We start from the raw sequence: 20,564 nt of genomic DNA on the forward strand, positions 1-20,564 counted from the left end.
GAATTACGTATGAAAAGAGAGCCATCATTACCGGACGAATTGCCGTCATCACGTGGGGGCCTGTTATCCCAGCCGCGAGCGGTATGGGCGGTTGCTTTTGCATGTATCATATCTTTTATGGGTCTGGGGCTGGTTGACCCGATCCTGCCCGCGATTGCAGATCAGCTGCATGCTTCGAAAAGCCAGGTGTCACTGCTATTTACCAGTTATAACGCTGTAACCGGGGTAGCGATGCTGATTACAGGTGTTGTATCCAGCCGGATTGGTGTGAAGTGGACGCTGCTCAGCGGTATATTGTTGATTATTATCTTCTCGTTCCTCGGCGGTACCTCAGACACGGTAGGTGCACTGGTTGGTTACCGTGGCGGTTGGGGACTGGGTAATGCCTTGTTCATCGCAACGGCGTTATCTGCCATTGTGGGACTGTCCACGTCGGGGACAGCCAAAGCGATTATTTTGTACGAAGCAGCGCTTGGTCTCGGGATTGCGGTTGGACCGCTGCTTGGTGGTGAGCTAGGTTCCATCTCTTGGCGTGGCCCGTTTTATGGGGTGGCTGTTCTGATGGCGATTGCCTTTATCAGCATTACATTTATGTTGCCCAAGATGGCCAAACCGAAAACACGCAGTTCTTTGTCCGATCCATTCAAAGCATTAAGTTATCCTTCATTGAAAACATTGGCGATTACCGCCTTCCTGTATAACTTTGGTTTCTTTACCTTGATGGCTTATTCACCATATGTCATGAATCTGGATGAGCACGGCCTGGGTTATGTATTCTTTGGCTGGGGACTGATGCTGGCGATTACGTCTGTATTCGTGGCACCAAGATTACAACGCCGATTCGGATCGGTTCCGTCCATGAGTGTCATGCTTACATTGTTCGCGATTGATCTGGTTGTTATGGCCATTGGTACGGTGATGGGTTCACCAACTACTGTTATTGTGGCGGTCATTGTAGCAGGGATCTTCCTTGGGATTAACAACACGTTGATTACAACGGCTGTTATGGAAGCTGCACCTGTGGAACGTTCTGTTGCTTCCGCTGCATACAGCTTTGTTCGTTTCCTGGGTGGTGCACTTGCTCCATGGCTTGCGGGTAAATTATCCGAGTGGTTCCTGCCGGAAACGCCGTTTTATTTTGGCGCATTAATGGTTCTGGTTGGTGTCGTAGTACTGCTGGTGCGTCGCCATCATCTGCGGGATATCGATTCCGCCATTACATCTCATTAATTCACAGGAGGAATTGCAATGCTGAAACGTATATTGGTTGCTGTTGATGGATCGGATCATGCGCATAAGGCTTTGGAGCAAGCACTGATCCTGGCTGAAAATATGAAACAACCCGCAAGTCTGTTGATCGTGCATGTTAATCCTGCCATTTCTATTAATGAACCTGCATTGGGTGTCGATCTGGAAGCTCGGATTGCCAAAGAAGGCCAACATGTTATAGAACCGGTGACCAGACAGTTGTCCGGACGGGACGTTGCGTATGAAACGCTGCTAATTGCGGGCGATCCCGTTAATGAGATCTGCCGTGTGGCGCGTGAACGAGATTGTGGAATGATTGTGATGGGTACAGGCGGGAAAGGCATGCTGGCAGAGATGATCGTGGGCAGTGTCAGTCATGGCGTGTTAAAACATGCAGAATGCCCCGTCCTGACGGTGAAATAAAATGGCATATAAATTTAGCCTGTATGATATAGGCAGTATGAAAGCCTGTTTAACGACGTCTGATGGTGACCACTGGAATCCTCTGCTGGGTTGATGACACGGAAATAGTGTATAAATAGATTATATAAATTGAACTGGACTTTTACATGCGACAGCGATTGGAAGGTTGTTCTGTCATCAAAGTGGCGGTGTAACATTCTTTAGTTCAATAGGTTCGAAAAGAATGGAGGATGCAGCATATGAAAAAACAACATCTGTTTATCGGTGGCAAACCGACCGAATCCGTAGATTATAAAGCACTTCAAGCACCATACTCCGGGGAAACGCTGGCAGAAGTCTCGTCGGCTTCAGCAGAGGAAGCGGAGGCTGCTGTTGCAGCTGCGGTGCAGGCTGGGAAGGAGATGCGCCAGATGCCTGCACATCAGCGTGCAGATATTCTGTACAAGTTGTCCTCCATGCTTGAAGAACGCAAGGAAGAAGCAGCGCGAATCATTGCACTTGAAGCGGCGAAGCCGATTACTGCAGCGCTGGCTGAGGTAGACCGTACGGTGGAAACGTATCGTTTTGCCGCTGAGGAAGCCAAGCGGCTGACCGGAGAGACGGTTCCGATGGATGCAGCGAAAGGTGGAGAAGGGCGTATCGGGTATACGATGCGACAACCGTTAGGCGTTATTGGAGCCATAACGCCGTTTAATTTTCCAATGAACCTGGTAGCTCACAAGGTGGGTCCAGCGCTGGCAGCGGGCAATACGATTGTTCTCAAACCTGCGGAGCAGACACCCCTGTCATCCTATTACATTGCTAATTTGCTTCAGGAAGCCGGACTACCAGATGGTGCACTGAACGTGGTGAGCGGTGATGGTAAAACGATTGGTGATGTGCTTGTGGAGCACCCCCGTGTTGCTCGCATTACGTTTACAGGCAGTCCAGCGGTAGGCACGAGCATTCGTAGCAAAGCAGGAATGAAACGCGTGACACTGGAACTTGGGTCGAATGCAGCGGTGATCGTGGATAAGGACGCAGATCTGGACAAAGTGGTTCCTCGATGTGTGACGGGAGCTTTCACGTATCAGGGACAGGTATGTATCTCGCTACAGCGGATTTACGTACATCGTGATATTTCGGATGAATTCATACGGAGCTTTGCTGAAGCGGCCAAACAAGTGGTGGTCGGAGACCCGCTCGAGCCGGATACGGTAGTTTCTGCGCTGATTACGTCCAAAGATGTACAGCGCACGCTCGATTGGATTGAAGAAGCCAAACAGGCTGGGGCTGAAGTAGCAGCAGGCGGTCAAGCTGAAGGAGGCGTTCTGCGTCCAACCGTGCTGGTTAACGTTCCACGTGATGCCAAGGTATCCTGTCAGGAAGTGTTTGCACCCATCGTGGTGATCAATACTGTGGATTCGGTTGAAGAGGGCATTGAATATGTCAACGATTCCATCTATGGGCTTCAGGCAGGTGTGTTCACAAATGATATTCATACGGCCCTCCATGCTGTCGATCAGATCGAGGCAGGCGGAGTTATGATTAATGATATTCCAACGTTCCGGGTCGATCACATGCCTTATGGTGGTGTGAAGCAGAGTGGTATTGGGCGTGAAGGTGTAAAATATGCGGTAGAGGAAATGACGGAATTGAAGTTTGTCATGTTTAACAAAGGATGATTCACTTCATTTCTGGTGCTTAACATTTCGTATGCCAATGAAAACATAACAATATGATCCTGTGCCATGATCATGGTACAGGATTTTTTCATATGTAGATGTTGGAAAACTGTTTCAAAAATACATACCGATTCTTTATTGACTGCGGGTTCACATCTGATGAGACGGGTATAAATAGTTAACATATCGCAATTCATTTGATTAAATGCCGCTCATATCACCTAAGCATGATGTACCTATCCAGAGCGCGAGCGGAATAATGCGGTACAGCATTGCCGAAAGTCTTATAATCTCTCACTATTCAAATAAAATGCAGTATGAAATAAGCCTGAACTCTGGAGTTGCAGGACAGGCAGGAGGTGTATTCAAATGGCATATTCCATGGTTGATGTATCCGGAATGTCAGGCGTAAGTCTGAACGAGCTGAGCCAGTATGCGGAGACAGGTCTCTTGAATCCGGCCTTTGGTGGTTTGGATGAGGATATCTATTATGAAAAGCAAGAACTGTTGAGACTTCAGCAAATTCTCTTCTGTAAGGAAGTAGGCATGGAGGAGAATGAGATTGGATCAATGCTCCGGGACAATCCTCAAGATGTTATTCGTATCATGCAGCAGCATCGCATAGAGATTCTGGAGGAGGCACTCCGTCTACATGGATTGATTCAGACACTGGACAAAACGATTTCTCATTTGCAAGGCGAACAGGAACTTGATGAACATGAGCTGTATATCGGTTTTGTAAATCAGGGACGTCACCAGATGCTGAATGAGGGGAGTTCTGACCATGCAGTCAATAATGATATGAACCAAGTGCAGACAGAGGACGTTCAGAGGTCCGACATCCAATCTTTCAATTCGTCCACAATGTCTGCAAACCAGGAACTGAAGTCAAAGGAAGATTATCTCGATTCCCAGGCCAAAATTGATCAGGTTCATCTCGACTTGCAACAGGCCATTGAGGATGGATTGGAACCGGGGAGTTCGAAAGTGCAAAGTATTATTGGCAGGCATCTTGAATGGATTAAGAGTTATTATACGCCCACCGCTGAGATCTATCAGGATCTGGCCAATCTGTACGTCGAGCATCGAGATTTCCGCAAGATGTACGATGGTTACCACCCGAGGCTGGCTGAATTCCTGCGTGACGGGATGATGATTAAAGCGGAACAGGATCTAACCTAGATGCATAAAGTAACATGGGCGAGCAAGAACATGGGTGTGAAACTATAATGGATACCAAAGAGCGCAGACCTCTGAGAGGACTGCGCTCTTTGGTATTACCGGTTGTTCGCTTACAACTGCTCTGTGAGCAGGCTTACGGCTTTCTCTAGGAAGACGCGGTCTTCGTCGTCAAAACGGTTTTTGATCGGGCTGTCGATATCCAGCACCCCGTACAGTTCGCCGTTTTTGATAATCGGTACGACAATCTCACTGTTGGATGCTGCGTCACAGGCAATATGGCCTGGGAAAGCATGAACATCGTCAACGACCATGGTACGTTTTTCGGCAGCAGATGTACCGCATACGCCACGTCCTAATGGAATTCGGATACAGGCAGGTAGTCCTTGGAATGGCCCGAGGACCAGTTCTTTTCCATCATACAGATAGAAGCCGACCCAATTGGTGTCGGTCATGAATACATTGAGCAGCGCAGCAGCGTTCGCCAGATTGGCAATCGCACTAGGTTCATCGCGGATCAGAGCACTTAACTGTCCCAAGACGGCGGTGTGCTGCTCACTTCGTGTTCCTTCATAGGAAACAGCTTGAAACATGGTAAATCACCCTCCCGAGCAAAATGGTACTTATTTTCAAGATAGTGCAGAGGATGCGGTTAGTCAAGCGGAGGATTTCGGAAAGGGAAGGGAATACCAGAAGAATCCTCCTGTTTCTCAGCTTCTTGGGTGGGGTAATTACTTAGCAACCACGGAGGGCTATAACCCGGGAAGGAGCTTGGCTTATGCATGCAGAGGTACAGAATCTTTTTGTACGGATACATCTACTACATTTCGCGCAAAATCAGGATTTGAACGTTAGCGAGGCGCTGCCTTTATTGGAAGAACGGGGATATCGCGTTGGAGAGCGGGAGATCAAGCAGGAGCTTGAACACCTGACACAGGAAAACTTCCTGACCGCCCACGGGGACCAATGGAGCCTGACCGGGACTGGCATTGAAGAGTTCAAGGAAATCACGGCTGTGTTTGGCCGGGTTAGCGATGAATTACTGGGGAAGGGCAAGAAAACGTCCAAAGCTTAAAGTTCACTCGGACAAGCCCTGATGTAACTCACTTAAACTTGAATTGATCCATACGTACAACAAGACCGGGAGCGACATTGGCCCGGTTTTTTGACGTGTGTTCATGACTGAATAGTTGCCATTCGGCGCAGGTTATGATTAGATGACTAGTGAATCTTATGGTCTGCAGAGATAGATCGGATCGGAGTGTCTTATATGTATAAATGCAAAGGGAGAATTCCCGAAATGGAGACTGCGCGGCTTCGTCTGCGCAAAATGCGTCGCCGGGATGCGGCCCAGATGTTCGCATGCTGGTCAGATCGCGAGGTGACCCGTTATATGAATCTTGCGCCCATGATTGGGACAAGCGAGGCGGCGGACATGATTGGACTGCTTAATCATATGGCAGGGGAAGAGGATGCGATTCGGTGGGGGATCGAACTCAAGGAGACAGGCAAGCTCATCGGCAGCTGTGGATTTAACACATGGCAGCTTGAAGGCGCATTCCGGGGTGAGATCGGTTATGAGCTGGGACGTGACTACTGGCGCCACGGTTATATGACGGAGGCTTTCTCGGCATTGTTGCCCTTCGGATATGAGACCATGGGACTTAATCGGATTGAAGCGCTGGTTGATCCGCGCAATCTCGCTTCCGGCGAGTTTCTGACGAACCGCGGTTTTACGCGGGAAGGGCTGCTGCGTCAGGTGCAGCATACGTCCACTGGCTATAAGGATATGGTGATGTATTCCATGCTGTATGATGAGTTCCTTCGCAAGAAAGGCAAATAAAAGAGACAATATATAATTGTTTTTATAGTTACACTTCAACGAAGAAACAGAACAAAGCTGGAGAAGCGAAGCGTTCGTATTTATCACCGGATTTCTCCTTTGGAGAGGAGAAGAAAAAATCTGGGGATAACAGCGATTGGAAGCTTGTTCTGATTCGTAGTAGAGGTGTAAATTAACGTACCAATTATATAGAGAAACGAAGAGAGAAGGGTTTGTGTGAATGCAACCGGAGGTTTGAAGCGCAGTTTCATCTTGACGGGGCTGTTGCTCGCGACATTTCTGTCAGCGATTGAAGGTACCGTGATTGGCCCGGCGGGACCAACCATTGTCAGTGAATTGGGGAGTGTACAGCTGCTGAGCTGGATTTTCACCGCATACCTGCTGACGATGGCTGTGAGTACACCCATTTTCGGCAAAATCAGTGACCTGTATGGACGAAAGCCTGTATTTCTGATTGGCTGTGCCTTATTTTTATTGGGTTCACTCCTGTGCTGCCTATCGCAGAACATGGAGCAATTGATTATTTTTCGTGCCATTCAAGGGATTGGTGCGGGTGCGGTAGTTCCTGTTACGTTTACGATTATCGGGGACATCTACGCCATTGAAGAACGTGGCAAAATTCAGGGCTGGATTAGCTCCGTGTGGGGTATTTCCTCTCTGGCGGGTCCGCTGCTTGGTGGTTATTTTGTAGATAATCTGGGCTGGCAGTGGATCTTTGGTTTTAATGTGCCATTCGGCCTGCTCGCGATGTGGTTTGTATTTCGTTATTTGAAGGAAGATATCTCTCCGCGAACGGCCAAAATTGACTATGTCGGTGCGCTGACCTTCACGGTGGGCATTACCGCGTTGCTATTTGTTCTGTCAGCGGGTGGGCAATATTATGCCTGGAGTTCTCCGTTGATTGTAGGACTGAGTGTGGTTGCCGCTCTGTTTATCATTTTATTTTTCGTGGTGGAAAAAAGAGCTCAGGCCCCGATGGTTCCACTACATCTGTTCCGAATTCGTGACATCCGTGTGGCGAATATCGCCGGACTGCTAACCAGTACTCTGATGATCGGCCTGACCAGTTATTTGCCGCTCTGGGTGCAGGGGGTTCGGGGAGGTAATGCGACGGAATCCGGGCTGCTGCTCGCGCCGATGTCGGTGGGTTGGCTCATTGGTAGTGTGATGGCAGGCCGCCTGTTGATGAAAATTGGATCTCGTATGACCGCATTGATTGGATTAACCGGAATTGCGATCGGATCGGGTGGACTCTTTCTGGTGGGCGGGACATCCCCGCAGGCTGTACTATTCATATTGACCTTTATATATGGTCTCGGTTTTGGATTTGCGTTCACGATCTTCACCATTATTGCGCAGTCTTCTGTAGGGTATAAGGAACGTGGTTCCTCTACAGCACTGCATACGTTCATGCGTACGTTGGGACAGACGATTGGTGCAGCAGCTTTTGGTACTTGGTTGAACTATCGGATCTCCACGTTATCCAGTGAGCAGAATCTGGCGGATGCCGGAATTTCGGAGAATGATCTGAATGAACTGCTCGCACCACATACGGATGCTGCTCTATCGGATGACAAATGGGGGCTGCTGCGTAACGTGCTGGAAGGAAGTTTGCATTCCCTGTTTGTCATTATGTTTGTCATTGCATTGGTCTCATGGGTAACTACGCTGGCATTACGCAAACGTTTGATCGTACCCGAAGATGCAGATGCTCCACCGCAGCCACAAGGCTCAAAGTAAAAAGAAGATATACGAAAAACCGGATTCGCCGATGTCAGGCAAATCCGGTTATTTTTGTTGATGGCACGCGTGCAATGAATGGTCTAGCTACTCGCCGATAAACGGTCTGCACTGTGTGCTAGCCTTCCCAAGAGTTCGGACAGCAGCTCCTTGTCTTCCTCGCTCAGTCCACTGACAGCGCGGTCGATCTTCACCGCATAACCTGGATAGATGTCATCCATGGTGCGCTGACCTTCTTCGGTCAGTTCCACAAAGATGATACGTCTGTCTTGCGGACAATGCTTACGGAGTAACAGTCCTTTTTGCTCCAGCTTATCAATCACATAGGTCACATTTCCGCTTTGCAGCAGAAGCTGTGCACCAACCTGTTGAATCGGCTGAGCGCCTTTCATATATAACACTTCGAGCACCCCGTATGCGGTGGGGTTGAAGCCATGCACTTTGCTTCCGGATACAGCGTGTTCATTCACGCTCTTGAATGTCTGGGCCAAGGTGCGGTACAGATGAAGTGAACGTTCGGCTCCAATTTCTTGTAATTCCAGCATGCTGATCCCGCCTTTTCAGATTAGTTTATAAGTTGAAATGATGAAGAGTGGTCCTCTTCGTTATGCTGTTCATGTAAAAGATTATTTCAACTTATATGAGTTGGTTAGTTATGTTTGACGATTCAGGTTGTCGCCATGCTCTTATTGTAAACCTCTGTTTCCGCGAAAAACATGCGATATGTCACAAGATCTGCATTTTTAGCATTTAAAATTTGATCATTCATCATGAATGAAAATCATCCTTCAGATGTCGCTTCTTCTCCGCCTCTGGCAGGAGGTTGAGTCAAGCCTGGCTCTCTTATAATGAGTTCATATTATGAATTCGGAAAACAATGGAGGAGAAGAAGGATGACAAGTGAGTTAACGTTTGAAGCAAAACGACCGCTGAAGAATAACCGATCTTTTGTAACATTGATGGTGGCACAGGCCATCTCCAATCTAGGCGACTGGTTGCATCTCCTGGCGATCCTGACACTCGTAGGTATCCGCTGGAATGCAACGCCATGGGAGATTACGTTTGTGATGTTGTCCGCTGCATTACCCATGCTGTTAACGGGACCGTTTGCAGGTGCACTCGCGGATCGGATGAACCGCAAGTGGCTGATGATTGCTGCTGATGGCGCGCGGATCGTCATCGTGGGTGCGTTAATTTTTGCCGACCAGATCTGGCACGTTTACATACTGCTTGTCCTCAAATCCCTGTTCGATGTAGTGTTCTCTCCTGCCAAGAACGGAAAGCTGAAGGAAATTGTACCGCATGAACAGCTTGCGCAAGCTGTATCCATCAGCTCGGTGATCGAACAGATGTCCAAAATTATCGGTCCAGCGCTTGGTGGACTATTAGTAGCCGCTTTTGGCATCACCTGGTGTTTTGTTCTCGATTCAGCGTCTTTTCTGATCTCCGGCATCATTTTATTGTGGATTCCTGAAACTCGGGTGATCCAAACCGCAATTCATAACGTAACAGAAGTAGAGGATGAGACAGCTGGGGATGTTCGCAACCGCCCAAAAGACTCTTTTTGGAAGGAAACACAGGAGGGCATCCGCATGCTAGCATCTCTCCCTCATGTAGGAACGTCTCTGATCTTGCTTGCTTCAGCCATACTTTTTTTGCAATTTGCCGATTCACAGACTGTGGTGTTATTTAGACAGCTTCCCGGAATTTCAAGTGATCTGCTGGGATGGTGCGTGGCGGCCAGTGGTGTAGGTACATTAATTGCAGCGATGAGTGTGCGGAAGTGGAAGCATGCAGGGCATGTTTTGAAAATGGGTCTGGGAACCTCGCTCACGGGTCTGGTGATTGGTGCAGCCGGGATCATTGTTGTGGTCTGGCCGTCTGCTGGACTTAGTGCGCACTTGCTGCTTATAACCTTGTTTGCTCTTGCAGGAATCGGAATCGGGTTTGCAGTGGTGCCTTTCCAAATCCTGTTGCAGGAACAGACACCTGAGGCGATGACAGGCAGGGTATTTGGAACGGTAGGCAGTGTGATGACAGCCAGTAATATTATGGGTCCGGTAGTAGGTGGATTCATGGTCACTTCATTCGGTGTAGTACCGGCTTTTGTCTGTTCAGGCATTTTGCTGACCTTGCTTGGGTTGATTTATTTGATGAAACGTAGCAGGAAAAAAGTCGATCTGAATGACTCTATTGCGGCCAAGTCCATGACTGCGGGCGACTGAAAACATGCCGGACCTACTTAGGTTAGAACAGTTGAAATGAAGGTTTGAATTTACTTCAAATTTTAAGTTTTTGATGAAGAAGCGTTTGAGTAAACGCCTTCACGTTTAATGAGGAACAGGCAGAAATCCCTGTATTCTAATTATTCATAGGGGAAAACTCATATGCCTTGTCCCACCAACGCATTAGCGGAAAGGGGGTGAAGCAACTTGAATGTAAAGTTACCAAAATCCATCGTACGTCTTGGAAGCATACCACTGGCAATACTTGCCGGGACTTTGATGCTGGGGTTTGGATCGTCGCATGTATATGCGGATGATGCTCAGGTATCTTCTGAAAAACCGTCCAGCGGATTGTCGCTAAATCTGTTTTCACGCGATTCGGATGGCGGGTTGAACCTGACTCCATCGGTATCGGTATCCACACCACTACTTGATGTTGAAGTTCCGTCGATCAAAGCGAATGAATCCACAGGTAAGCTGAGTGTATCTGAGCTGAAAGTAGATACACCGCTTGGATCGGCCGGAACATCAGAGATTGGGATTGATGCGAAGAAGGGAACCGTCGAACTGCCGTCTGTAAAGGCGGATACACCGGTGATCAAAGCCGATGTATCAAGCAGTCAGGTGAACCTGAATGAAGGTACAGCTTCCTTGCCTGGCATTACCGCAGAGGTACCCGAGGTCATCAAGGCAGAGACGTCTGCTGTGAAAACAGACCTTCGGCAGGGTAAGGTTGAATTGCCTTCCGTGAAGGTGGATGTACCTGAAGTTACTTCGGTCAATATCTCCTCATCCCGTGTGGGTCTGAGTAAGGGAAATGTCCAGCTGCCATCTGTGAAAGCAGAAGTTCCAGTTGTAGACGTATCCGCTGAACTCAATCCTGATCAGGAAAAGGTGGAGATTCCAAGTGTGAATCCGGAACGGCCTGTAGTCACTCTGGAACAGCCGATGGTCGTCAAAACACCGAAAGTTGAAACTTCCAATACGAATTCACTCGCAGATCCTGTTTCATCTCAGAACAACGAGGAAGGAAAGGACGTAGTACAGGTTACGGGCAAAGTGATTGAAGTCAACCCAGAATCAGAAGTACGTCCAGAACAACCTGTTGTTCCACAGGCATTGCCTGTGGAAGGAACCGATCTGACGCAGGATTCCGATGTCAATGCAGGATTGCCAGATAACGAGCTAGTCCTGGTAGATCAGCTATCTGCTGAACCATCTGTCACTGAACAAGTGCAAAGTAACCAGGAAGTCGATATGAAACAAGATGATGCTGATGCAGCATCTCCATTGCAGCCTCGCACAGAACGACCAACAAGTTGGTCTGTTGCAGCAACTTCTCCCGGAGCAGCTAATGCTTCCGCAGGGACAAGCTCCGGTTCGTCCGGTGTAACTGGAGGTGGAGCAACCGCTCCAGCCGCTGCACTTCCAGGAGCAACAACGGGTCTGGTTACGCCAGATTACGATTTTGCTTTCCGAATGGAACGATTGGATGGGTTCAGTCAATGGTCACAGGCACCGCCCGGGCGGCCGCCGCAATATACCTCTTTCTCTTAGCAACAATGGCGTTAATTCAACCAAAATTGAGAAGGAGTGTATATCATCATGAAAAAAGTGAATCGTTGGGTAAAATTGTCGGTATTGTCGGGTACGTTGGTGGCTGGATTGCTGGGAGCTTCGCAGGCAACTTACGCAGATAGCTATAGCAATAACAGCAGTGGCAATCTGGATCTGAATGCAGGTTTGCGTCTGGAACTGGGATCTCTTCTGTCAGGACACCGTGACACAGGTTACGATAACCATGGTAGCTACGGAGGTTCATCCAGTGCAAGCGGAGCATTGAATTTGGATCTTGGACTCAATGCCGGCTTATCCTCAGAGAGCAAGAACCGATACAATGATCGTTCTTCCGATTACACTGCTGAGCGTAGCAGTTCTGGCAAGCTGGGCCTTGGCCTGAATGCCAATGTGTCGGGAGAAGGTACAACGATGAGCGATTATTCACGAGGCGGCGATCATCGGAACGTGAACAGCAGCTACACGAGCGAAAGCCGTGGAGCACTGGGCCTCGGTCTGAACGTGAATGCGGAAGGAGAGAGTGCAACAATGGCTCAATCAGAACGCAACAGCAGCGTGAAAGACAGCGAGCGTAACGTGAACCGCAACTACGCAAACGAAAGCCACAGCGCATTCGATCTGGGTCTGAACGCAAAGGCAGAAGGAGAGAGTGCAACGATGGCTCAATCCGAACGCAATAACAGCGTGAATGACGGTGAACGTACCGACAACAGCAGCTATGCGAACGAAAGCCGTGGAGCACTGGATCTGGGTCTGAACGTGAAAGCGGAGGGTGAGAGTGCAACGTGGACTCAATCCGAACGCAATAACAGCGTAAATGATCGTGAGCGTAACGTGAGCAGCAGTTATGCGAGCGAAAGTCGTGGAGCACTGGATCTGGGACTGAATGTGAAAGCCGAAGGAGAGAGTGCAACGTGGACTCAATCTGAACGCAACAACAGCGTGAATGACCATGAAAGTAACGTGAACAGCAGCACTGCGAGCGAAAGCCGTGGAGCACTGGATCTGGGTCTGAACGTGGATGCGGAAGGAGAGAGTGCAACGATGGCTCAATTCGAACGCAACCACAGCGTGAATGACCGTGAGCGTAACGTAAACAGTAGCTATGCGAGTGAAAGCCGTGGAGCACTGGATCTGGGTTTGAACGTGGATGCGGATGCAGAGAGTGAAACTACATCTGTGGTGGAGACAAATCGGTAATATGAGATTTTCATCGTAATATAAAGAAGCAGGGGCTCCGGAACCCCTGCTTCTTTTTTTGCATTTATAAGACATATGAGCTAGCGTTCTTCTGAATGTTCTTCTAATAAGCGTACTATCTTTTCAAATGTATACTCGCCTTCGGCAATCTTGACCATAAATTCAACGGCATATTTACGTTCCATCTGCAAATGGTACCCATTCACTCGCAGAAAGGACTTGGTTACAAGATAAGCTGTACGTTTATTTCCGTTATAGAAACAGTGGTTTTTAACCAATGACTCTAATAAGGCAGTAGCTTTATCAAATATGGAAGGATAGGCATCCTCTCCAAACAAACTTTGGAGAGGTCTATTTATCGCAGAATCCAACAAAGCAGAATCCTTGACCCCAGCTTGTGCTGTATCATTCATCTTCTTCATCATAAAATGGTGAGCGGCTACTACTTCTTCAATGGTAAGGAATATGGTCATCTTAACGATCCCTTAAATCATTGAGGATATCCTCATCTTCTTCGAAAACGTCGAAGAAAGCTTCCAGTACTTCGGGTCTTACATTTTCGGGTATTTTCATTTGTTTCACCTTTTTTAGTACAATTTCTCCCTGACTGTTTTCAATAAATTCAATCTCATCGCCCTGAGAAACATGGAGCTTATCAATCAAAACTTTGGGCAAGCTAATGCCCAAGCTGTTTCCCATTTTGCCTATTTTGCGAGAAAGGATTTTTCTTTTGGAATGCTCTTCTTTCATCTGAGCCCCACCATTCATGATATATTCCTCCTATAGTATGATCCAACTTATGAAAGTAATACATTTGTATGTATTAATGTTAGTATGTAATAACATTATAACATGGTTTGTACTTCAAAATGCTCAGAATGATCAAACAAACAGCCCGTAACTCGATTACAATAAAACTAAAGAATGAAATAAACGCCTGATTAGAACAGGGAGTGAATGATATGGGAACGGAATATAAAAGCACGGAAGTACACGAGTCTATATTAGACGTACATATTACAGAGGCAGGATACGAGCCAGGACAATCAACCATACGCAATATTCGAATGAACGTGGCGCGAGGAGAGCTGGTCGGTATTATCGGACCGAATGGTGCGGGTAAAAGTACCACGATCAAAACGCTGCTGGGTCTGCTGGAACATGCCAAGTATGAGGTGACGATTGGGGGAGAGGGTCGCTATGCCTATATCCCGGAGCAACCGGTTTTTTACGAATACATGACCTTGTGGGAACATCTTGATCTTGCCGCAGCGGCGTATGAAATGGAGGAAGAAGCTTTTGTTGCCAGAGCGGAGGAGCTGTTGGTTCGTTTCGGCATGGACCACGTTCGGAACGATCTTCCGGCCAGTTTCTCAAAGGGCATGCGGCAGAAAATGATGCTGCTGATCGGATTTCTGTCTTCGCCGGATATCTATATTGTGGACGAGCCGTTCATCGGACTGGACCCTCGTGCAACCAAGGATTTTCTAAAATTACTTGATGATGAACGTCGCCGCGGCGCGGGTGTGCTCATGTCTACGCATGTACTGGATACCGCTGAACGAATTTGCGACCGGTTTATTCTGATTGCTTCAGGCAGGTCGGCTGCCGAGGGAACATTGGATGAAATCCGTGAAGTGGCAGGATTACCGGAAGCCTCTTTGTTTGACTGTTTCGATATACTGACGTCTTAGATAGAGAAAGGGTGAGAGAGGATGGAAACTTCCCAGCGTTACACACCACTTCGTTTATACAGACGGAGACGCAAAGAGCATTTCAGGGAACAGATGAAAAATCTCAGACTCGTGGTAGATTGGACGGTGTGGGTATACCTGCTTGTTCCGGGTCTACTCTATCTGATTGGGTGGTACACGAGTCTGTGGACCAAACCGCTGCCTGCATGGGCGACAGGATTACCGCTGCCCGTACTGACGGGGCTGATTGACGTCGTTATGCTTACCGGGGGTGTGTTGATATTTGTGGAGGAAGCGGATGTACTGTTTCTGAAATCAAGACCGTTGTGGACGCGCACGTTAATGAGGCAAGGACTCTACCGTGCCTGTCTGCAACATCTGGGCAAAATGATCCTGATTACAGCACTGACTGCCCCCTTGTGGTCCCGTGTCTATGAGATGTCGAATCTCCAGATTGCACTTATGGCTGTCTGGTTCGGTGCAGTAGCTTCATTCCAAGCCATAACACTACATATGACGAAGGTTCGACATACAGGATGGCGACGCTGGATTCGGATGATTCCTCTTGTCATCGGCATAGGTTACGTGACCATTCATGCGACATCATGGATGCATGGACAGACGTGGAAAATCATATTTGGTGTCGGGGTGATCATGCTTCTTCTGATTACAGTCGGACAGATGAGGCTGGTGATGAAGGGAACCTTTGGAGGGGATGTACGGGAGGATCTGCGGAGCAGGCTGCAGCTTACAGCTCTAATGTTAAGCCGGGCGGTTAGCAAGCCGAAAGCCCCACGAACAAGGTCCATTATCTTCCGCAAACCGCGTAAACTGCTGCGCAATCGTTCCATCGCGAATCGGACAGCGGAGATTGCATTCAAGGCATTTTTCCGAAACTCAGCTACGATGAAATTGTATTTGCAACTTGGCGGACTATCCATCGCAGCAGTCGCATTACCGCCTTTTCCGGTCAATGTCATCGTGTGTGCGTTATTAATCATCATGCTGACGGTGATGTTTTATCGTTCCTGGGATGTTTTTGCCACGTCCGACTATGTTCAGCTTATAACATATGACTCGGAGGCGCTGCATCTTGCAGGTTCAATGATGGTTCGGATGTTGTTCATCCCGATTGGTATTCTTATGGGATTCACGCTGGGATTGGCCTGGCTCGGTTGGGTCGTCGGTATTCTGACAGCTGCAGGTACGGTGGCCTTCGGACTCTGCGTCTTATCTATTGCCGGATGGGTTCGGCTGACCCGGGCCTAAGCAATTCCTTTCTAAGTCAGAGCATATCGTGCGCTATATCTGCCCATGCTATAGAAGAAGAATCTCATCTATGGATGATGAGAGATTAGCTGTAGCAAGGAGGAAGAGACGATGATGGATAATAGCGAACTACAGGTGCATTTCTCAGACGGTTCAGCGTTGAATGCCGCAAGGGCAACCTTGGAGGAATTGGGATATAAGCCGTATCAGTCCGGCCCGCTGGAGTTGTATATCCCCACAGATCGCCAAGATCCTCAGTCTGCCGTAGAGATTGTACAATCTCATGGAGGAAGTGCCGTATTTGCTTCACAAACGGAAGAACTGGATCAGTTTCAGAATATATCGATTCCGGCTCATCTCGTGAATGAAGACTGGCATGAGGGTTATGCGAGCCAAAACCAGGGGAGCCAGGCTGAGCAAGGTGCACATAACTATAGCGAGGACCCGGCATACGATGATTCGGCGGATGGATTCTCTGGCAGTGTCAAAGCATAGAACGCGAAACTCACAAGCTTAAGGGTGGTTCGATCCGCCTTTTCTAAAATGGAACAATGCTGAAAACCCCGATACTCCACGGATAGTGGATATCGGGGTTTTTGACATCTGAAGCAATTCATCATGTGTATGAAGTGTGTAATACCTAGTGTGATGTAGCGTGTTTATATTCTGCTGCATGCATACCAGCCGTATATCCCGTGGAGAAAGCAGCGGTGATATTATATCCTCCGGTGTAGCCGTGAATATCCAAAACTTCACCGCAAAAGAATAGTCCAGGCAGCAGCTTGGATTCCATTGTTTTTGGGTATATCTCCTTTAAGTGGATTCCTCCCCCAGTAACGAAAGCTTCTTTGAGCGATCTTGTTCCGTCTGCACGGAAGGTAAAAGCCTTCATTAGCCCGCACAAATTGCTTAACATGCCTTTGGGGAAATGGTGGAACGTGAGGTCATCGCTGATCTCCGCGCGTTTCATCATTAATGGAATCATGCGTTCGGGAACCCATGTTTTCAGTATGTTTTTGACAGCCTTGCGGGATTCTTGTTCCAATACCTGTTGGACCTGGGTTTCCAATGCACCAGCGGACAGCTCAGGAAACAGATCAATGCTCATAATGACCTGTGGGTTTCCAGCCTTCATCTGAACCTTGCGGATAAATTGGCTGCAGCGCAGTGCAACCGGTCCAGACACCCCAAAATGCGTGAAGATCATATCCCCCCGATGGGAGATGACGGGTTTTCCTTTGGCATCGATAACAGATAAAGCGACATCCCTCAAGGATAAACCTTGTAGTTCTTTGGATTGTATCCAACTCTCCCCAGACACAATAGGCACTTCGGTTGGATATAACTCCGTAATCGTATGACCAGCAGCTTCAGCCCAGGGATAACCATCTCCCGTTGATCCGGTTTGGGGTACGGATTTACCGCCAGTAGCGATAATAACAGAGCGTCCAAGGATGGTTTTACCTGAGAGCAATTTAACACCCTGTACCTGCTGACCGTTCTGAATGAGTTCCTTGACCGGTTCTTTGGTGCGAATCTCGACGCCGAGGGAGACGATTTTGCCTACCAATGCATCCACGACTGTTTTCGCTTTATCGGTTACGGGGAACATTCTGCCGTTGTCTTCTTCTTTCAGGGCAATTCCGAGATTCTCGAAGAAACGCATGATCCCCAGGTTGTCCAGATTCTGAAATGAACTATATAAAAAGCGGCCATTACCCGGAATATGCCGGATGAGTTCATCCGTTTCCTTGGCATTGGTTACATTGCACCGACCTCCGCCAGAGATGCCGAGTTTACGACCCAGTTGGTCTCCTTTATCCAGCAGAAGCACGGAGGCTCCATGCTCGGCAGCTGCAACGCAAGCCATCAGGCCCGCAGATCCACCACCAATTACAATGACATCATACATACGTTATTACCCTCTTTTTTCATTGATTTTGTCTGTTTTACGTAAAACGTGTCTACTCCTGCCTTTTTCTGAAATATAATGGAGTTACGGGCAGTTCTATTATGCAGTCTTAAGGGATATATTGTAATATACTGTCGCCTATGTTTTAATCAGAAATACATGAGGGAATGTGCAGGCAGAGGAGGAGATGGCATTGTGGTTGCGTTAAAGGACATTCTTTTACAAGTACTGCTGGCAGGGTCGGCGGTATTCCTGATTCCCTTATTCCATCTGGGGCTCTCCAGGCGGGCTATTGCCAAAATGGAACATGCCGGAACAGTACAAACCAGTTTTGCTGTGACAAGTGTCGCGAGCATGCTGCTGTGTTTGCTGTTTGCGCTTTATGCGAGTCCAGTGGCCGTACCCATATCATTAAGCATCGTACCTGTGATACTTGTTATTTTGTATTGTAAGTTCGCTATAGGCTTAACGCTGTCCATTCTACATATTCTCTTCTATTTTCTTTTTGCGCATCCCTATGATCTGTACGGATTTCTCCTTCATACGGGCATTCTTCTCTATCCTATTGTATGGTTGTCTGCCAAACGATTCAAGCATAATACATCTTCGCGCAAAATGGTGATTCTGATCACCCTGATTGCAATGGAACTGATTGTAACGAGCCTGTTGTGGATCGCATCCCACCAGAATGACCCCACATACTCTGCGACCTACATGATACTTACGGCACTTGGATATACTGCTGGAGCCATTGTTGCGGGCAGTCTGAGTCTGCTATGGCTGGAACGGATGAAACATTATCGTGGGCTGGAGCAGCATCTCTCTGAAGTTCACCACCAATACATAACGGAAACGGAGAAACTTCATCAGATTCTGAATGCAGTTCCTCTCTCGATAGCCACTGTAGATAAAGAGGGCACGGTCATGTTCGTCAATGAGATGATGGAGCAAACAGCGAGAGAACAGTTACCTTGTACCTCCACGCCTGATCTCATTGGACAGCCTGCCAGTCAATTTGTTGAACAAGGTCAGGCGGACAAGATGGACAAAAGCATTCGCAGAGCCGTCATTCATGGTGAGATTAGTGGATTGACCGTTCGTTACGGTGCTCACGTATTTCAGTCTCGAACCGTGCCAATCTATGCCTTTTCAACAGAGCCTGCCAGAGAAGTTACAGGGGCCATGCTAATTATTCAGGATATCACGGAGCTGGAGATGTTGCGAAGTGAACTGGATAATGTGGATCGCCTCAGTCTGGTGGGCCAGATGGCTGCAAGCATTACGCATGAGGTGCGCAATCCAATGGCGGTTGTACGTGGCTTTCTTCAACTCATGCAGGAAAAGAGTCCTGAATCCATGGATCACTATTACCGAATCGTCCTGGAAGAGCTGGACCGGGCGAACAGTATCATTAATGATTTTCTGTCTCTGGCTCAGAATCGCGTTGCGGAGAAAGAGGAATCCCAGCTGCATGATATCATACATGAACTGAGTCCATTGTTATGGGCGGATGCGAATCTGCGTGGTCAGAGCATTGAACTCATGCTGGCACATGATGTGCCAAAGCTGCATCTCAATTCAAAGGAAATTAAACAGGTGGTGTTAAACCTGGCCCGTAACGGGATGGAAGCCATGAGTGAGAAGGGCGTGCTCACGTTGGAGACGCGGATGGTAGATGATAAGGTGGAACTGTGTGTACGTGACACAGGACCTGGTCTACCCAGAGTGAAGAAGGAAAAGCTGTTTGAACCTTTCTATACGACCAAAGCCAAGGGAACCGGACTTGGATTGTCCATGTGCCTGAGTATTGTGGAACGGCATAATGGAACCATTACTGTGGAATCGGAGGAAGGCCAGGGCACGACCTTCAAAGTGGCGTTTGAACAATAGGCATTCAGCATATTTTGCCAGACAATGAGACATAATATTATGGAAGAAGCCTTTCCGCAGGCGGTTTCTGAATCTTGCTTTCATTGCTTATGGATGTATAATAGGAATAGCACATCATTACATCCATAATTTTCGATATGAGTGTAACGTTGTTTTGGATAGCTATTCGCCTCTAATTCTAACGAGATTATAGAACAACCATTTATAAGGAGTGAAACCGAATGTCGATGTCATTTGATCAATACATGAAAGATATGGTTCAACCGATGCGGGATGATTTAACTCGTCTAGGAATCCAGGAGTTGCGTACTCCTGAAGAAGTGGAAGCAAGTCTTCCGGATGCAAAAGGAACAGCGCTGGTTGTCATTAACTCTGTATGCGGATGTGCCGCAGGTCAATGTCGCCCAGGTGTGTCCCAAGCACTGCAGCACGATATTACACCGGATCACCTGTACACTGTATTTGCTGGTCAGGACAAAGAAGCAACTGCAAAAGCACGTGAATTCTTTGCACCGTATCCTCCATCTTCACCGTCCATCGCTCTGATGAAAGACGGAGAACTCGTTCACTTTATCGAGCGTCATCAAGTGGAAGACCGTTCTGCAGAGGATATTGCGGCTGATCTCAAAAGTGCATTTGACCGTTACTGCCGTTAATTCGCTCCAATAGAACGCCCCGCCCTTCGGATCACCGATGCCG

General features: G+C 48.0%; 20 protein-coding genes. 15 read left to right on the forward strand and 5 right to left on the reverse strand.

Annotated features, from left to right (window positions below; translation table 11 throughout):
• Window positions 1-9: 9 nt before the first annotated feature.
• The 4 genes from MHI06_RS03035 to MHI06_RS03050 all read left to right on the forward strand — a co-directional run bounded on the left by MHI06_RS03035 (window position 10) and on the right by MHI06_RS03050 (window position 4,517).
• Window positions 10-1,230: an MFS transporter gene (locus MHI06_RS03035; RefSeq protein ID WP_340400367.1), complete on the forward strand. Its 1,221-nt coding sequence runs from the start codon at window positions 10-12 to the stop codon at window positions 1,228-1,230.
• A gap of 18 nt (window positions 1,231-1,248) precedes the next feature.
• Complete coding sequence (locus MHI06_RS03040) at window positions 1,249-1,671, forward strand: universal stress protein (RefSeq protein WP_340400368.1); 423 nt, start codon at window positions 1,249-1,251, stop codon at window positions 1,669-1,671.
• A 239-nt stretch (window positions 1,672-1,910) separates the two neighbouring features.
• Window positions 1,911-3,335 carry an aldehyde dehydrogenase family protein gene (locus MHI06_RS03045; protein ID WP_340400369.1) on the forward strand — a complete coding sequence of 475 codons (1,425 nt, stop codon included), beginning with the start codon at window positions 1,911-1,913 and terminating at the stop codon, window positions 3,333-3,335.
• A gap of 369 nt (window positions 3,336-3,704) precedes the next feature.
• The gene (locus MHI06_RS03050) at window positions 3,705-4,517 is read left to right on the forward strand and encodes a TipAS antibiotic-recognition domain-containing protein (RefSeq protein WP_340400370.1); all 813 of its coding nucleotides are present in this window, start codon (window positions 3,705-3,707) and stop codon (window positions 4,515-4,517) included.
• Between the two features lie 110 nt (window positions 4,518-4,627).
• Here MHI06_RS03050 and MHI06_RS03055 read toward each other — a convergent pair whose 3' ends face one another.
• Window positions 4,628-5,107, reverse strand: coding sequence for a GAF domain-containing protein (locus MHI06_RS03055; RefSeq protein ID WP_062837648.1), 480 nt, complete (start codon window positions 5,105-5,107; stop codon window positions 4,628-4,630).
• A 185-nt stretch (window positions 5,108-5,292) separates the two neighbouring features.
• Between MHI06_RS03055 and MHI06_RS03060 the strand changes: the two genes are divergently transcribed.
• From MHI06_RS03060 to MHI06_RS03070, 3 genes are all read left to right on the forward strand, one after another.
• Complete coding sequence (locus tag MHI06_RS03060) at window positions 5,293-5,589, forward strand: hypothetical protein (RefSeq protein WP_076254765.1); 297 nt, start codon at window positions 5,293-5,295, stop codon at window positions 5,587-5,589.
• A 195-nt stretch (window positions 5,590-5,784) separates the two neighbouring features.
• Window positions 5,785-6,357, forward strand: coding sequence for a GNAT family protein (locus MHI06_RS03065; protein WP_076334264.1), 573 nt, complete (start codon window positions 5,785-5,787; stop codon window positions 6,355-6,357).
• Between the two features lie 234 nt (window positions 6,358-6,591).
• Entirely contained in the window at window positions 6,592-8,097 is a 1,506-nt protein-coding gene (locus tag MHI06_RS03070) for an MDR family MFS transporter (protein ID WP_211175789.1), read from the forward strand.
• Between the two features lie 83 nt (window positions 8,098-8,180).
• On the opposite strand, the gene MHI06_RS03075 is transcribed toward MHI06_RS03070, so the two are convergent.
• Window positions 8,181-8,642 carry a MarR family transcriptional regulator gene (locus tag MHI06_RS03075; RefSeq protein ID WP_062837645.1) on the reverse strand — a complete coding sequence of 154 codons (462 nt, stop codon included), beginning with the start codon at window positions 8,640-8,642 and terminating at the stop codon, window positions 8,181-8,183.
• A gap of 348 nt (window positions 8,643-8,990) precedes the next feature.
• Here MHI06_RS03075 and MHI06_RS03080 point away from each other — a divergent pair, with 348 nt between their 5' ends.
• The 3 genes from MHI06_RS03080 (at window position 8,991) to MHI06_RS03090 (ending at window position 13,100) form a co-directional block, all read left to right on the forward strand.
• A complete protein-coding gene (locus MHI06_RS03080) occupies window positions 8,991-10,322 on the forward strand; it encodes an MFS transporter (RefSeq protein WP_340400371.1) in 1,332 nt (443 codons plus the stop codon).
• Window positions 10,323-10,529: 207 nt separating this feature from the next.
• Window positions 10,530-11,879 (forward strand): hypothetical protein, encoded by a 1,350-nt coding sequence (locus MHI06_RS03085; protein ID WP_340400372.1) that lies wholly within the window; start codon window positions 10,530-10,532, stop codon window positions 11,877-11,879.
• Window positions 11,880-11,927: 48 nt separating this feature from the next.
• Complete coding sequence (locus tag MHI06_RS03090) at window positions 11,928-13,100, forward strand: hypothetical protein (protein ID WP_340400373.1); 1,173 nt, start codon at window positions 11,928-11,930, stop codon at window positions 13,098-13,100.
• Window positions 13,101-13,180: 80 nt separating this feature from the next.
• On the opposite strand, the gene MHI06_RS03095 is transcribed toward MHI06_RS03090, so the two are convergent.
• Entirely contained in the window at window positions 13,181-13,573 is a 393-nt protein-coding gene (locus tag MHI06_RS03095) for a type II toxin-antitoxin system death-on-curing family toxin (protein WP_221818669.1), read from the reverse strand.
• 1 nt (window position 13,574) lies between these two features.
• Window positions 13,575-13,868 (reverse strand): AbrB/MazE/SpoVT family DNA-binding domain-containing protein, encoded by a 294-nt coding sequence (locus MHI06_RS03100; RefSeq protein WP_105405851.1) that lies wholly within the window; start codon window positions 13,866-13,868, stop codon window positions 13,575-13,577.
• Between the two features lie 194 nt (window positions 13,869-14,062).
• On the opposite strand from MHI06_RS03100, the gene MHI06_RS03105 reads away from it, so the two are divergent.
• From MHI06_RS03105 to MHI06_RS03115, 3 genes are all read left to right on the forward strand, one after another.
• The gene (locus tag MHI06_RS03105; RefSeq protein WP_340400374.1) at window positions 14,063-14,794 is read left to right on the forward strand and encodes an ABC transporter ATP-binding protein; all 732 of its coding nucleotides are present in this window, start codon (window positions 14,063-14,065) and stop codon (window positions 14,792-14,794) included.
• 21 nt (window positions 14,795-14,815) lie between these two features.
• Window positions 14,816-16,063 (forward strand): ABC transporter permease, encoded by a 1,248-nt coding sequence (locus MHI06_RS03110; RefSeq protein WP_340400375.1) that lies wholly within the window; start codon window positions 14,816-14,818, stop codon window positions 16,061-16,063.
• 111 nt (window positions 16,064-16,174) lie between these two features.
• Entirely contained in the window at window positions 16,175-16,558 is a 384-nt protein-coding gene (locus MHI06_RS03115; RefSeq protein WP_340400376.1) for a hypothetical protein, read from the forward strand.
• Window positions 16,559-16,703: 145 nt separating this feature from the next.
• Here MHI06_RS03115 and MHI06_RS03120 read toward each other — a convergent pair whose 3' ends face one another.
• Entirely contained in the window at window positions 16,704-17,975 is a 1,272-nt protein-coding gene (locus MHI06_RS03120; RefSeq protein WP_340400377.1) for an NAD(P)/FAD-dependent oxidoreductase, read from the reverse strand.
• A 195-nt stretch (window positions 17,976-18,170) separates the two neighbouring features.
• Between MHI06_RS03120 and MHI06_RS03125 the strand changes: the two genes are divergently transcribed.
• Entirely contained in the window at window positions 18,171-19,865 is a 1,695-nt protein-coding gene (locus MHI06_RS03125) for an ATP-binding protein (protein ID WP_340400378.1), read from the forward strand.
• Between the two features lie 221 nt (window positions 19,866-20,086).
• Entirely contained in the window at window positions 20,087-20,521 is a 435-nt protein-coding gene (locus tag MHI06_RS03130; RefSeq protein WP_017690788.1) for a BrxA/BrxB family bacilliredoxin, read from the forward strand.
• The last annotated feature ends 43 nt before the right edge of the window (window positions 20,522-20,564 follow it).

The sequence above is a fragment of the Paenibacillus sp. FSL H8-0079 genome, assembly GCF_037991315.1.
GTDB lineage: Bacteria > Bacillota > Bacilli > Paenibacillales > Paenibacillaceae > Paenibacillus.

Coding starts and splice junctions, on each gene's coding strand:
- MHI06_RS03055 (WP_062837648.1), bottom strand. CDS start 5,107: ATGTTTCAAGCTGTTTCCTATGAAGGAACACGAAGTGAGCAGCACACC.
- MHI06_RS03130 (WP_017690788.1), top strand. CDS start 20,087: ATGTCGATGTCATTTGATCAATACATGAAAGATATGGTTCAACCGATG.
- MHI06_RS03080 (WP_340400371.1), top strand. CDS start 8,991: ATGACAAGTGAGTTAACGTTTGAAGCAAAACGACCGCTGAAGAATAAC.
- MHI06_RS03040 (WP_340400368.1), top strand. CDS start 1,249: ATGCTGAAACGTATATTGGTTGCTGTTGATGGATCGGATCATGCGCAT.
- MHI06_RS03050 (WP_340400370.1), top strand. CDS start 3,705: ATGGCATATTCCATGGTTGATGTATCCGGAATGTCAGGCGTAAGTCTG.
- MHI06_RS03120 (WP_340400377.1), bottom strand. CDS start 17,975: ATGTATGATGTCATTGTAATTGGTGGTGGATCTGCGGGCCTGATGGCT.
- MHI06_RS03060 (WP_076254765.1), top strand. CDS start 5,293: ATGCATGCAGAGGTACAGAATCTTTTTGTACGGATACATCTACTACAT.
- MHI06_RS03045 (WP_340400369.1), top strand. CDS start 1,911: ATGAAAAAACAACATCTGTTTATCGGTGGCAAACCGACCGAATCCGTA.
- MHI06_RS03035 (WP_340400367.1), top strand. CDS start 10: ATGAAAAGAGAGCCATCATTACCGGACGAATTGCCGTCATCACGTGGG.
- MHI06_RS03065 (WP_076334264.1), top strand. CDS start 5,785: ATGTATAAATGCAAAGGGAGAATTCCCGAAATGGAGACTGCGCGGCTT.
- MHI06_RS03105 (WP_340400374.1), top strand. CDS start 14,063: ATGGGAACGGAATATAAAAGCACGGAAGTACACGAGTCTATATTAGAC.
- MHI06_RS03095 (WP_221818669.1), bottom strand. CDS start 13,573: ATGACCATATTCCTTACCATTGAAGAAGTAGTAGCCGCTCACCATTTT.
- MHI06_RS03115 (WP_340400376.1), top strand. CDS start 16,175: ATGATGGATAATAGCGAACTACAGGTGCATTTCTCAGACGGTTCAGCG.
- MHI06_RS03110 (WP_340400375.1), top strand. CDS start 14,816: ATGGAAACTTCCCAGCGTTACACACCACTTCGTTTATACAGACGGAGA.
- MHI06_RS03075 (WP_062837645.1), bottom strand. CDS start 8,642: ATGCTGGAATTACAAGAAATTGGAGCCGAACGTTCACTTCATCTGTAC.
- MHI06_RS03100 (WP_105405851.1), bottom strand. CDS start 13,868: ATGAATGGTGGGGCTCAGATGAAAGAAGAGCATTCCAAAAGAAAAATC.
- MHI06_RS03090 (WP_340400373.1), top strand. CDS start 11,928: ATGAAAAAAGTGAATCGTTGGGTAAAATTGTCGGTATTGTCGGGTACG.